Genomic DNA, 13,811 nt, shown 5'->3' on the forward strand with positions numbered 1-13,811 from the left:
ATGATACGACAACCTACCATCAAGCAACGTGGCTTTACGCTGATCGAAATGATGATTGCCATCGCCATCTTTGCACTGCTCAGTCTGGGGGCTTATCAAGTATTACAAGGTGTGTTGCGCAGCGATGAGATCTCGAGAGACCGCGGTGATGCACTAAAGCAACTGCAACGGGCTATGGTTATTGTAGAGCGTGATTTTCAACAAATGAATGCCCGGCATAATCGCAGTGATGACGAATTAACGGCAATGCCATTACAAGCTGGAAAATTTATGTTTGACAGTGATGACGATGGTATTGCGTTTACACGCAGTGGTTGGCGTAATCCCTTATCACAGCTACCACGCTCTTCATTACAGCGGGTAATATACCGAGTTAAAGATGCGAATTTAGAGCGGTTAAGTTATGTCTATTTAGATCCAGCTATCGGTGAAGAGCCGAACAGAAAGTTAATTTTAGCCAATGTCGAAGCCATGACATTTGAGTTTTACCACAAGAATAAATGGACAGAGACTTGGACCAATAAAACCGCATTACCGGATGGCGTAAAAGTAACGTTTACATTAAAGCGGTTTGGTGAAATTGAACGTTTATTCTTATTACCTAAAGCCACAGTTGATGGGGATAATAGCAATGAAGAGGGCGAAAGCTAATGAGGAATACCTCTAAACAGCGTGGAATTGCACTGCTGACAGTGTTACTCATTCTTGCTGTTATGGTGATCATTGCCAGTAATATGTCGTCGCGCTTACAGTTGGAACTACGCCGAACCAGTAATATTATTACGCATCAGCAAGCCTTGTGGTACGCCTATGGTGCAGAAGCTTTGGTTGAGAAAGGCTTAAAGCAAGCATTAAAAGACGATGATACCATCAATTTAGATCAATATTGGGCTATCGAAGGTATGGTGTACCCGGTTGAGAATGGGCAGATTGGTGGTCAGGTTTTTGATATGCAAGCCTGCTTTAATGTCAATGCGGTAACAGGTGAAGACAACGAAGGTCAGGCCCCATTAGCGGTACGTCAGTTCCGAAACCTGCTGGAACAGCTAGAATTAGATGCCTATGAAGCAGAACTGTTGAGTGACGCATTACGCGATTGGATTGACACTGATACTAATGTGGTGTCGAGTTACGGTGTTGAAGATGCTTATTATGAGTCGCTTGATTATCCTTATCAAACAGGTAATCAACGATTGCTAAACATCAGTGAATTACGGGCAATAAAAGGGTTCAACCAAGTTATTTACCGCAAGGTTAGACCTTACCTTTGTGCGTTACCAACGGCTAGTTTAAAGATTAACGTGAATACCATCGCCGTTGATAAACCGGAAGTATTAGCGGGATTATTTACCGGCAAATTATCATTAGATGTCGCTAAAACAATATTGGAACAACGACCGAGTAGTGGCTGGGAAACGACGGCGGATTTTTGGGCGTTAGCAACACTGAAAGGACTTGAAATGAGTACGATAGAAAAAAGTGTCGTTGATGTAAAAAGTAGCTATTTTATTGCACTATTACAGGCTAAATTTGCGAGTGCCACCATTAAGCTTGAATCGGTATTTAAAGTGGAAAGCAAAGATGCAGTTTATGTCATTCGTCGACAATTCGGAGGAGCTCAATGAGCGAGCAGTTAGTAGTTAGGCTTGGCAGTGAAAGTCGACAAGCAATACATTGGTTAGTATGGTCAACAGTCGAGCGCGAAATTATTGCGTCCGGTATTTTGACCAGAGCAGAAGATCTGATTGAACTTAAATCACGTGCTGGTGGCCGACCGATCATCGCATTAGTGCCAAGTTGTGATATCACTTTTAAAAAGGTGGAACTACCAGGACGTAGTAATAAACAATTACTCAATGCACTGCCCTATATGCTAGAACAAGACTTAAGTAGTGATATTGAAAAATTACATTTTGCTGTGTTAGCGAAAATCGCGAATACCGTTTCGGTTGCCGTTATTGCACACGCCAAGATGCAACAGTGGCAAACTTGGTTAGCAGATGCTGAATTGGTCTGTGAGCAATACATTCCTGATGTTTTAACGTTACCCTACAATGAAGCGCACTGGAGTGCGATCGAACTAGATGGACAATGGTTAATTAGGCAGACGCCAACGCAAGGGTTATGTATTGAAAGTGAGTTGTTAGCGTTCGTATTAGCTTCCACTGAGAATCCAGAGGATGAGGGTGTCAGTAACATACCCACAGTGATGAGTTATTCTCCTCTTGATGCTCTTGCGTTAGATAACTGGCAGCAAGGTCAGATTGAACTGCCGATGAAGTTGTGTGCCGAGGGGGCGATTGCCTGTCGCTATAATTTATTACAAGGTCAGTATAAAGTTGTACGTGAAGACAATGTGGCATTAAAATTATGGCGCGGTACGGCTATCGCTGCAAGCTTGGCCATGGTGATGATATTTGTGAATCAATTTGTCACCTTAAATAAATTAGAGCAACAACAATCGGCGTTAGACAACGAGATCAGGCAAGTGTATAAAACGGTGTTTAAGCCGAAGAAAATGCGCTTGAATACGCGTTTAGTTAAAAAACAAATGCAGAGTCGATTAAATGATTTACGAGGTGGTGGCGATAACTCGGGCTTCTTAGTGATGCTGAGTCAGTTAACACCGGCCTTTAAACAGTTACCGGGTATTAAGCCTATTTCTGTTCGCTATGATACCAAGCAAGCGACATTACGATTACAAGCAAGTGCGGCAGATTTTCAAGTGTTTGATAAACTTAAATCATCATTATCAACACAATTTGATGTTGCTCAAGGGACGTTAAGTCAGCGAGATGGTCGAGTTCAGGGTACGCTTGATATTAAGGGTAAACAATGAAGGCATATTGGCAACAATTAGAGCAAAAAGAAAAACAGCTTATTAGTATATTAATCGTTACCTTGGTGCTTGCTGGTGGTTATTGGTTACTTTGGCAACCGTTACAAAATGACATTATTAATACCCAACGAAAAGTGAATGTACAAACGCAAACGCTGGCTGATGTGAAGGTTATTGGGCAAAAGATCATTGACCTACAGGGCGGCCAAGGCAAGCGTTCTGAAGCTGGCGATCTAAACCAATTAGTGAGTCGTAGTGCTGCACGTAATCAGATCGTGATCACGCGCATCCAAGCAAAAGTAGATAACCTGCAGGTATGGATTGATGATGTTAACTTTAACCAACTCACCGCTTGGTTAGAACAATTAAACAAACAATATGGTATTGAGATCCAAAATATCGATTTGAGTGTTTCGGACGCTAAAGGTATGGTTAAAGTACGTCGATTACAGCTAGGAAAAAGAGCATGAGAAATAAACTTCTAGGGCTATGTTTTGTCATGATTACGTATGTCGCCTTTCTTATCGGCACACTACCAGCTACATTAGTATTATCATATGTTCCATTACCCGCTAACTTAACGATTAGCCAAGTCGAAGGTACAGTATGGCAAGGCGAAGCTAAGCGGATATCGTTCAATAATATTGACGTTGAAGATGTACGTTGGGATACATCTGTGCTCGCGTTGTTGACAGGGTCGGCGCAAGTCTATGTGGAATTCGGTCGTGGCAAAAATAGTTTACGTGGGCGCGGTGAATTAGGTTATTCAAGCGCTGGCGTTTATGTTCAAGATTTCACGGCTACAGCAAGCTCAGAATGGCTTATCAGCGCCAGTAATGCGCCATTACCGGTGACGACGAAAGGGAACGTTAAGTTAACTATTGCAGCGATGCAGCAAGGGCAGCCTTGGTGTGAGCAACTTGATGGTCAGTTAAGTTGGTCTAATGCGGCTATTGAGTCATTATTGGGTAACGTGGAAATTGATACTGCCGTCGCTAACTTAACCTGCGATAATGGTGCCATTGTTGCTAATATCAAACAGAGTTCTAATCAGCTTAAAATATCCGGTATCGCTAAGTTAGAAAATAAAGGCAAATATACCCTATCTGCAGTATTGGTACCAAGTAATGACTTACCGGAATCAATACGCCGCAATCTACGCTATATTGGCAAGGAAAATGCCAAGGGCGAGTATAAGATCCATTACGCTGGGCGAATATAATATTGCTATATAACGTATAAGCGTTATGACAAGGATGCAAAATAAAATGACACATCAAAAACCTGAAATATTACGCACTAGTATTGTCGCTGAAAGTCGATTATTTAAAGTCGAGTCTGTCGCATTGCGTTTTTCGAATGGCGTTGAGCGTACCTACGAAAGAATGAAAGGTGGTGGTTACGGCGCTGTGATGATGGTACCTATCGATGCTGACGACAATCTTATTTTGATCCGTGAATATGCAGTGGGCACTGAAAACTATGAACTGGGTTTCCCCAAAGGGGCAATCGATAAAGATGAAACGGCACTGACCGCTGCGAATCGAGAATTGATGGAAGAGGTTGGTGTTGGTGCCAAAAAATTAACCTTACTGAAAGAAGTTAATTTGGCTCCGAGCTATTTTTCTGCGCGGATGCAGATTTATCTCGCACAAGATCTGTATCCTGAATCATGTGAAGGTGACGAGCCTGAGCCGCTCGAAATTATAAAGTGGCCACTAGCGAGGGCAAATGAACTTCTTGATAATGATGAGATCACAGAATCTCGTGCTATTTGTGCATTATTACTTGCCCTTAAACAATTAGATAAGTAATACTAAATCATTAAACAATGGCGAGAATGAAGTAGGAAGTGCGATATGCAAATAATGACCTTAATTCCAGAGTTAAAAAAAATTGCACGCGCCACTGGTGCTGTTATTTATGATATCTATCAGTCGGGCGAGTTTGAGCAAGAAATGAAACTCGATCATACGCCTGTCACCAGTGCTGATATCGCCGCTCACAATTATTTATCAACCCAACTTGCGTTACTGACGCCCGACATTCCAATCTTGTCTGAAGAAGATTGTGATATCGCTATCGCAGAGCGCCAATCGTGGGATACATATTGGTTATTAGATCCGTTAGATGGCACCCAAGAATTTATCTCTCGCAGTGGTGATTTTGCGACGATCATTGCACTAGTACACAACAACAAACCTATCTTGGGTATGATTTATGGTCCTAAAGATGATGTCCTCTATTGGGCTGTTGATGGTGAAGGCGCATATAAAGAAACCCGAGACGGTGAAGAACAGATATTCAGTCATACCTGTCCTCAGCCACTCACCAGTTTAAATGTCGTTGTGAGCCGCGTTCAGAACCCTGATAACATTCGTAACCTCGTCGCTAATGATATTGACTTAGAATTACAATCACTGGGTTCTGCTAGTTTAAAAGGCTGCTTAGTGGCAGAAGGTAAAGCGGATTGTTATATACGCTTTGGTATTACTGGTGAGTGGGATACTGCTGGTACACAATGTATCGTCGCCGAAGCCGGCGGTGCTATTCTTGATTTGAATTTAAATCCTTTATCTTACAATCAGCGTGATACATTAAAAAATCCGGACTTTATTGTACTCGGAGACCGTAATTTGACATGGGCTGAGATCTTAACGGGTTAAATAAATTAGTTTTATAGCAAATATAGAAAAGGTCAGCATATTGCTGACCTTTTTATTATTCATCGAACTGTTTGTTAATCTATTGGAATGACGTGAACACCAGAATAAGCACTAATACTGGACAAACAAACTTCACGTACACAGGCCAGATCTTCCAGAAGATTGAATGCTCTGTTACCCCTTCTTGCTCTCTGATCTCTGCCATTAGGCCTTTACGACTCCAAACCCAACCCGCGAAGATTGCCACACCTAAACTAATAAGTGGCTGTGCGTATTGTGTTGTTAACGTAATGACAAAACCAAATAGTGTTGAGAAGTTAAAGACAATCACTAAGCTTAGGCTTGTGACGATAGTACCAACGATACAGGCTGCTTTCTTGCGCGTCATTGACGTACGCTCTGTAAGGTAACTTGTTGGTGATTCCATCATGCCAATTGCCGATGTTAATGCCGCCACAAATAATAACGCAAAGAAGAGTACGGATACTGGGTATTGTGCTGCGCCCATTGTTGCAAATAATGCCGGCAATACCGTAAATACGAGTGTATCTGAACTCAGTAGGCTGCCGTCAGCTGCGAAGATCTCAACGCCATTATGGGCCGCGACATACATCGCTGGTAGGACCACCATACCTGCAACAAACGCGACAGCGGTATCCATCAAGGTTACTTGTGCGGCTAATTTAGCAATATTTTCTTTTTTGTTTAAGTAAGAACCGTATACCATCATGCAACCACTACCTAATGATAGTGAGAAAAATGTTTGACCGAGTGCCGCAATCAGTACATCACGATCCATAATGCGGCTAAAGTCTGGGATAAGTAATGCCCGTAGTCCTAATTCTGCGCCAGGTTGAGTGACAATATACAGCATTGCGGCAATCAGCATTAAAAACAGCAGTGGCATTAAACGTTTCGACCATTTTTCGATACCGTCTTGTACACCTTGTTGGATCACTAAGATCGTGAGTATGGCGAATATCACAGTAAATACTACGTTACGTGATAGTGACATATCAACTAGCCAGTTAGCTGTTGTTGTCGCCCCCATCATTTCTGCAATCGGTGCCAGCGTGTTACTGATAAACCAGCCCGATAAAATACCATAGAAAGAGAAAATAAGTGCGGAGGTAATAATCGCTGCAAGGCCAATTGTAATACCGATTAGTTTCACACTTTTGGTCTTGGCAAGTTTACTTAAGGCATTTGCTGGATTGGTTTGTCCGTGACGACCGATCATCAGCTCTGCAATTAGCATTGGATAACCAAGCATAAAGATCAGTACAAGATACACGAGTAAAAAAGCACCACCACCGTTACTGGCTGCTTGAGTTGGAAATCCCCAAATATTACCAACCCCAACAGCAGACCCTGCGGCTGCCATGATGAAACCAAATTTGGAACTAAACTGACCGCGTTTAGCGGTATCTATTGTTGTACTGATGGTCGACATAACTCTCCGTGTAAACTTTGGTTTACTATAAGTGTAATTTGTAACTAAACATTTACGGCTAATATGCTATTTTAACGCGATTAAGTCAAATTATACTGCCTTAAATTTGGTTTTACGTGGGGTTTTACGCTGCGTAGCTAGGGGGGTGCACTTATGATGCTTGTTTGGGTGAGTGTAATTATTTATTTACAGGTGTCGTGGTTATACTTAGTTATTGGTTATTTTTGATGTGTTAAGTAGGTGAAGTAATAAGTTAGTTACTGATACTGTCGAAAGTAGTATTATAATGTCAGTGTTAACAACTTCTTAATAAATGACTTTAAAATTATGACCGGAATTAGAGCCCAGCAAAAAGAAAGAACCCGCCGTTCGCTGATCAATGCGTCATTTCGATTAGTAACTGCGGAACGCAGCTATTCAAATTTGAGCTTACGTGAAGTCGCACGTGAGGCCGGGATCGCTCCTACGTCTTTTTATCGTCATTTTTGCGATATGGAAGAATTAGGGTTAACCATGGTTGATGAAGGTGGTCTGACATTAAGACAACTGATGCGTCAAGCGCGACAACGTATCGAAACCGGTGGCAGCGTGATCAAAACATCGGTAGAAACATTTATGGAGTTTGTTGAACAGAATCCAAATATTTTCCGAGTATTGTTACGTGAACGTTCTGGCACTTCCGCTGCCTTTCGAGCCGCTGTATCGAGAGAATTGCATCATTTTAGTCACGAACTTACTGATTATGTTGAGCGCTCAACAAAATTAAGCCGAGATGAAGCGACTATCCAATCTGAGGCAATGGTCACAATTGTTTTTAATGCGGGTGCAGAAGCGCTCGATTTATCGAACGAAGAACGCCGAGCATTGTCTGATCGTACTATAATGCAGTTGAGAATGATTGCAAAAGGCGCAGCGGTATTAAAAATGACAAGAGGTATTACGCTGTAAACTCTAACATCGAGGTATCTAAATGACGACAAAGAATCAAGCAGGTTATAAACCATTATATTTTTCTTTTTTAGCTGGTTTATGCGGTAACGCAACGTTTGCAACGTTGACGACAAGTGAGGTTGCCTTCAGTATTTTTCCTCTTATTGCATTAGTGCTGGTGGCTTATAACTGGTATCAAGTTTACATGACAAGCGCAATTGAGAGTCATATAAGTAAATCATCGTTAGGTGTATTTGTGATCGGCGTGCTGACATATACCACGTTTGTACGTATGGAATATCCAGAACTGGGCAGTAATTTTTTACCTTTAATTTTGGTACTTGGTTTGTCTGTTTGGGTTGCCAAGACTGTTGGTGTATTTGCTCGTAAAGCACAAGCGTAATTTTAAATTTATAAAAAGCCCGTTATCAACAATGTTTATTCCTAGATAATACATCGCTGTTAACGGGTTTTTTCTATTCGGACTAAATTAATACTTTTAGCTAACGTGCTTAACTATCTACTTTTTAACTAAGTAAACACCTGATTCAACATGGTGGGTATACGGGAATTGATCAAACAATGCAAAACGTTCAATGTTATGCGTTTGGCTCAATGTCTCTAGGTTGTCACTTAATGTCTCAGGGCTACAAGAGATGTAAACGATATTATCGTACCCTTGCACCATTTTAACTGTGTCAGCATCCAGACCTGCACGTGGTGGATCGACAACGATAGTGTTGCAATTGAACGTTGTTAAATCAACGTTTGCAGCTTTAAGACGATTGAATTCACGCTCGCCATTAATTGCGATAGTAAATTCTTCAGCTGATAAGCGTAAGATAGTTAAATTATCTAAGCCATTTTCAGCAATATTGTACTGCGCTGATTGTACCGATGATTTAGATATTTCTGTGGCTAATACTTTTTCGAAGTTTGGCGCGAGTGCGATTGAGAAGTTACCATTACCACAATAAAGCTCCAGTAAATCGCCGCTACAATTTTTAGTCACGTCTAATGACCACTCAAGCATTTTTTGATTCACTATACCATTTGGTTGTGTGAAGCTATTTTCAACTTGTTTGTATTTTAATTTTTTACCTGCCACGTTAAGTTCTTCCACCACGAACTCACGATCTAATACGACTTTTTGTTTTCTAGCTCGACCAATAATGTCGATGTTGAAATGTTCACTTAGTTTTTCTTTTAATGCTTTCGCTTCAGTTATCCATTCATCACTTAATTGACGATGGTAGAGTAAACTGACTAACAGTTCGCCACTTAGCGTTGATAAAAAATCGACTTGGAAAAGTTTAAAGCGTAATAACTTCGATTTTTTCAGTTCTACGAGCAGTGCTGGCATTATCTCGTTAATCAATTTACTACCAGGCAAGAAATAATCTATTTTAATTTTTTGCTTAGTTTCTTTATCAAACATAATGTAATAAAGATCGTCGCCATCATGCCAAACACGAAATTCCGCACGTAAACGATAGTTTTCAGCTGGGGAATCAAAAACTTCTAGTTCTGGTGGTGAGAATTTCTTAAATATTTCACGCTGACGAGCTGCTTTGTCGTCAAGCTGTGATTGATAGTTATCGGGATGCATTTCGATCATGTGGGCTCACCGTAGTTAGATACTAAACAAAAGAGTAGGGATTGTAAGACCCAAATATTGTTTGTCCAGTACATTTTACTTACTAATCTGGATAGCCTCCTGTAGAGCAAGTTGAAAGAAGGAATCTTCGACGTTATGAAACCTTGATTAAGAATAACAGCATTATCAATATACATTTATTTAGCATGACTCTATAATTCCGCTGCTTATCAAGTCTAGAGCTTTATCTCTTCGCTGGTGGCATTATTTATTGGAGGAATTCAGTGAGAATCTGAACCTGTCGCGCAACGGTAATAGTGCTTTTCACTTAAGGCCGGTCTCCAATATAGAACCTGAGTAATTAATAAAATAATAAATACTCAATTTAGCTGAATGATTCGGCTTATTTTTCTACGCGTAAATAGGAAAAATTTACAATGTCTAAAAAACTTTTAGCAGCTGCGCTTATACCGTTCGCTGCTCTTGCCCAAGATCCATCTATTATAAATAATGAAGTAACTGTCGTTATCGGTCGTACTGAAAGTACACCGTTAAATATTGCCGCTAATGTTGATGTTATTGAAAGTAGTGACATTAAAATAAGTGGAGCCAAGAATCTGACTGATTTATTACGAGGACGCAGCGGAATACAGATCTCTGATAGTAATTCAGGTGCCGTAATTTCAATGCGTGGTTTTAGTGCATCGCAGGCGTCTAGCAATACCTTGATTATGATTGATGGTCGTCGTCTAAATAATATTGATATTTCAGCGCCAAGTATTAGTGCAATACCCCTTAATCAAATCGAACGTATTGAAATATTAAATGGTAGTGCGGGCGTTCTCTACGGTGACCAAGCTGTTGGTGGGGTTATTAACATTATTACTAAAGCGCCAGACAGTGCAGGCGGAAATGTGCAGCTTTCAGGTGGTAGCTTTAATACATATGAAGGCCAGGCGAATATCTCTGCTGCGATAAATGATAAGTGGAATGTTTATTTGTCTGGCAGCTATAACGAAGGTGATAATTATCGCGAGCATAATGCAAATAAAACCTCTTCGATCTTAGCTCGTCTTCAGTATAAGACAGAGTTGAATAGCTTCTTTATTGAGAGCAGCTACTATGATAATTATCGCGAAATGGCTGGTTCTCTTACTAAAGAACAGTTTGAAAATGATCCCAGACAAGCGACTTCGACAACGGATGAGTCACGTGAAATGACCTCAACAGTTCGTGTTGGCTATCAGCATAAGTTCAATTCAAACTGGATATTTGATGCAAATTTAAACTTTAAAGATACGTTAAATAAAAACATAGCTTGGGGTTCACCAAGGGAAAAAAATATCTCATTATTAGAGTTTAATTCTAAAGCTATCGGTAATATGACTACAAGTCGTGGCGATTTAAATATAGTTACTGGTATAGATTTATCTAGAGGTGATGTTGAGTTCGACTCTGGGCGTGAAAATGTTCAGTCCATGGCAAGCATTTTTACACAGGTAACGGCTCCCCTATCTGAACAATTAAGTTATATTTTAGGTGGTCGCTACTCGATAGTCCAAGATGATCTGATAGACGGCAGGGTATATCCAAATGGTGTTGAATTAGATGAAGATGCTTATGCGCTTGAGTTAGGCTTAAATTACCAGCTGACGATCAACCACAGATTATATATGCGTGTGGATGATAACTTCCGTTTTTCTAAGGTTGATGAAGAGGCTTATACATCTCCAAGTGTGATAGGTCTTAAACCTCAAACTGGGCGTTCATATGAAGCTGGCTGGGATTGGAATCCGAAGTCTCACTCTATCAGTTTAAATGTTTTCCGTTTAGATTTGGAAGACGAAATTGTTTTTGACTCATCGGCACCCAAACCAATAAATGGGCAATTTAATGGTGCAAATGTCAATGCTGAGGCATCAACTCGATATGGCTCAAGTATTAATTGGAATTGGCAGGTTAATTCGGATTTGAACACGGGATTAGAATATAGCTATATAGATGCTGAATTTACCGAGGGTGATAATAAAGGTAAGTCACTACCGTGGGTAGCAGAACATACTGCGCGTGGTTATGCAGGAATATATTTTGCTGATAATTTCCAATTGTTCGTAGAAGAAATTTATGTAGGAGAGCGCTATCTCAATAGCGATAACAGTAATTCTAAAGATCAATTAGATGATTATTTGCTCTCGAATGTTGCACTCAATTATGTACTAAATGATTGGTCTGTTAGTTTAAGGGCTGATAATTTGTTCGATACTAAATATGCCAGTTCTGCTATTGCTGGCTGGCAAGACGGTTATTATGTTGGTAATGGTCGGAGTGTCCGGTTAACAGCGAATTATGACTTTTAATTGTTAATCTTTTAAGCTAAACATTATGAAAACCAGACGTTATAGGGTCTGGCCATAAGTATGAGTCATGAAGCCAGCGATATGCTGGCTTCTTTATATCTATCTATTCCAATTTATCCCACCCTTGACTATCATATGGCATTTATAATGATCCAATGGTTTGTACATGAGTAAGATATTGATTTTTGATTCTGGTGTAGGTGGCATATCTATATATAAATCAATCAAAGAACAATTGCCAAACGCGGACTATCTTTACCTGTTTGATAACAAATATTTCCCTTACGGTGAACTTGAACCTGAGTTTCTTATCGAACGCGTTTGTCAGCTAATCGGCTACATGTGCGAAAATCATCGCCCTGATCTCGTGGTTATTGCCTGTAACTCTGCGAGTACATTAGTATTACCTGCTTTACGTAAGCGTTTCTCTATTCCTTTTGTTGGCGTTGTTCCTGCAATTAAGCCCGCAGCATTACAAAGTAAAAAGAAAAAAATAGGTTTGCTTGCTACCCCTGGTACCGTATCACGCGAATATACCCAATTGCTTGTTAATGAGCATGCTCAGGATTGTGAGATAGACATGATCGGGACGACAAGCCTTGTGTTGCAAGCTGAGAATAAACTATATGGTTATCCGGTCGACTTAGACGCAATCAATAATGTGGTATCAAAATGGAGTGACCCACAGAATAGTCCTGACGTGGTCGTTCTCGGTTGTACACATTTTCCCCTGCTCGTTACCGAATTAGAAGCAAGCCTTGGTGAACACATTCAATTTATCGATTCTGGTATGGCGATAGCACTGCGTGTGAAGGATATATTAAGCGAGACAAATACGGTTCTGGATACATGTAATATAGGCCAATCTTTTTGTACCAAAATACAGGCACAAAAAAAACTGACTCTCCTATTTAATGGAATAGGGTTAAGTCAGCCTTTATATATAGACATATAATCTAATGAAGGAAATTACTCTGTAGAATGAAGAGTGCGCTCATTTGCTTCACGTACTTTTAATGTCCGTTGTTGATATTCAACATCATTAAGCGATTGAATTGCTTCTTTCGCGTCAGCCTCTGGCATTTCGACAAAACCAAAACCACGACGTTTACCTGTATGCTTGTCTTTCATTAAGCGAACGGATAATACCTGGCCATGTTCTGCAAACAATGTACGTACTGATGTTTCATTTGCTCGGTAAGGTAAGTTCCCTACATATAATGTCGTTGTTTCTACAGCTGCGCTGCTTGAAGATGAAGGTGTTGTTAATTTAATTGTAATACCAGTAATAATTGCACCAATAGCAAACGCAATCGGTGGTGCTATTGCATTTCCTATAAAGGAAAGCGCTGCAAAACCAATTACAGCAATAGCTACTGAAATAACGGATGCTCGAGTAGCATTGGATAAAGTTGAAAAGCTCATCGTTTTAAAGAACCCCTGAAAACACGTAAGTGATTAATATGAAAGAATAAAGTATTAATTGTTACTCTTGTCCCTAATAGTAACTAATATATAGAAGAGCGACAATCAGTCTCAATGTATCAATAAAAAGCTACAAAGAATCATAGCTGTGTCTTATTTTGTCAAAAAATGTATAAAATATAAACAAAAATATTAACATCATTGAAATATAAATGTTTAGTCTGTGCATAACATGGTGGTAAGTTGTGATTAATAATGTCTTTTGTTTTTTATATAAAAAAGACTTGTCATCAACAGCCATCTCTCTATAATGCGACCTCACTGACACGGCAATAGCCGCTAAGTGAAGGTGTTCATTGGTATCGAAAGTTACTTTTTAACCTCCTGAAATAAAGTGCAAATATGTGCTTGACTTCGAAATTGGTTTGCGTAGAATACGCAGCCTGACTGAGACGCAAAGCGTTGATGTCAATGCTCTTTAACAATTTATTCAAGCAATCTGTGTGAGCACTTGCAGAGATATAATGACCAAATATTATATCAA

The 13,811-nt window shown here is 40.1% G+C and carries 14 protein-coding genes; 11 read left to right on the top strand and 3 right to left on the bottom strand.

Features of this window, described 5'->3' with window-relative positions:
* Genes gspJ through cysQ form a run of 7 tightly spaced genes read left to right on the top strand, consistent with a single transcriptional unit; the run spans position 1 to position 5,505 of the window.
* Positions 1 to 651 (top strand): type II secretion system minor pseudopilin GspJ, encoded by a 651-nt coding sequence (gene gspJ, locus HRT96_RS20945; protein WP_293160480.1) that lies wholly within the window; start codon positions 1 to 3, stop codon positions 649 to 651.
* Positions 651 to 1,625 carry a type II secretion system minor pseudopilin GspK gene (gene gspK, locus HRT96_RS20950; protein ID WP_293160482.1) on the top strand — a complete coding sequence of 325 codons (975 nt, stop codon included), beginning with the start codon at positions 651 to 653 and terminating at the stop codon, positions 1,623 to 1,625. Before gspJ ends, gspK begins: the two co-directional genes overlap by 1 nt.
* On the top strand, positions 1,622 to 2,839 hold the full coding sequence (gene gspL, locus HRT96_RS20955; RefSeq protein WP_293160484.1) for a type II secretion system protein GspL: 1,218 nt from the start codon (positions 1,622 to 1,624) through the stop codon (positions 2,837 to 2,839). The genes gspK and gspL overlap by 4 nt, the downstream gene beginning before the upstream one ends.
* On the top strand, positions 2,836 to 3,309 hold the full coding sequence (locus HRT96_RS20960) for a type II secretion system protein M (protein WP_293160486.1): 474 nt from the start codon (positions 2,836 to 2,838) through the stop codon (positions 3,307 to 3,309). The genes gspL and HRT96_RS20960 overlap by 4 nt, the downstream gene beginning before the upstream one ends.
* Entirely contained in the window at positions 3,306 to 4,061 is a 756-nt protein-coding gene (locus HRT96_RS20965) for a type II secretion system protein N (protein ID WP_293160488.1), read from the top strand. The genes HRT96_RS20960 and HRT96_RS20965 overlap by 4 nt, the downstream gene beginning before the upstream one ends.
* A gap of 46 nt (positions 4,062 to 4,107) precedes the next feature.
* The gene (gene nudE, locus HRT96_RS20970; protein ID WP_293160490.1) at positions 4,108 to 4,653 is read left to right on the top strand and encodes an ADP compounds hydrolase NudE; all 546 of its coding nucleotides are present in this window, start codon (positions 4,108 to 4,110) and stop codon (positions 4,651 to 4,653) included.
* Positions 4,654 to 4,698: 45 nt separating this feature from the next.
* Positions 4,699 to 5,505, top strand: a complete 807-nt coding sequence (gene cysQ / locus HRT96_RS20975) for a 3'(2'),5'-bisphosphate nucleotidase CysQ (protein WP_293160492.1) — start codon at positions 4,699 to 4,701, stop codon at positions 5,503 to 5,505.
* A gap of 79 nt (positions 5,506 to 5,584) precedes the next feature.
* Here the strand turns inward: cysQ and HRT96_RS20980 are convergent, their stop codons facing one another.
* Positions 5,585 to 6,958, bottom strand: coding sequence for a sodium-dependent transporter (locus tag HRT96_RS20980; protein ID WP_293160494.1), 1,374 nt, complete (start codon positions 6,956 to 6,958; stop codon positions 5,585 to 5,587).
* Positions 6,959 to 7,285: 327 nt separating this feature from the next.
* On the opposite strand from HRT96_RS20980, the gene fabR reads away from it, so the two are divergent.
* Both fabR and HRT96_RS20990 read left to right on the top strand, forming a co-directional pair.
* A complete protein-coding gene (gene fabR / locus HRT96_RS20985) occupies positions 7,286 to 7,906 on the top strand; it encodes an HTH-type transcriptional repressor FabR (protein ID WP_293160496.1) in 621 nt (206 codons plus the stop codon).
* A gap of 22 nt (positions 7,907 to 7,928) precedes the next feature.
* Entirely contained in the window at positions 7,929 to 8,291 is a 363-nt protein-coding gene (locus HRT96_RS20990) for a DUF1422 family protein (RefSeq protein WP_293160498.1), read from the top strand.
* Positions 8,292 to 8,408: 117 nt separating this feature from the next.
* Here HRT96_RS20990 and trmA read toward each other — a convergent pair whose 3' ends face one another.
* Positions 8,409 to 9,506, bottom strand: a complete 1,098-nt coding sequence (gene trmA, locus HRT96_RS20995) for a tRNA (uridine(54)-C5)-methyltransferase TrmA (RefSeq protein WP_293160500.1) — start codon at positions 9,504 to 9,506, stop codon at positions 8,409 to 8,411.
* Between the two features lie 416 nt (positions 9,507 to 9,922).
* Here trmA and HRT96_RS21000 point away from each other — a divergent pair, with 416 nt between their 5' ends.
* Positions 9,923 to 11,842, top strand: a complete 1,920-nt coding sequence (locus HRT96_RS21000; protein WP_293160502.1) for a TonB-dependent receptor — start codon at positions 9,923 to 9,925, stop codon at positions 11,840 to 11,842.
* Between the two features lie 166 nt (positions 11,843 to 12,008).
* On the top strand, positions 12,009 to 12,797 hold the full coding sequence (murI, locus tag HRT96_RS21005; RefSeq protein WP_293160504.1) for a glutamate racemase: 789 nt from the start codon (positions 12,009 to 12,011) through the stop codon (positions 12,795 to 12,797).
* Positions 12,798 to 12,811: 14 nt separating this feature from the next.
* Here murI and HRT96_RS21010 read toward each other — a convergent pair whose 3' ends face one another.
* Positions 12,812 to 13,267, bottom strand: coding sequence for an RNA-binding protein (locus HRT96_RS21010; RefSeq protein WP_293160506.1), 456 nt, complete (start codon positions 13,265 to 13,267; stop codon positions 12,812 to 12,814).
* Between the last annotated feature and the right edge of the window lie 544 nt (positions 13,268 to 13,811).

The organism is Moritella sp. (genome assembly GCF_013215705.1).
Taxonomy (GTDB): Bacteria; Pseudomonadota; Gammaproteobacteria; order Enterobacterales; family Moritellaceae; genus Moritella.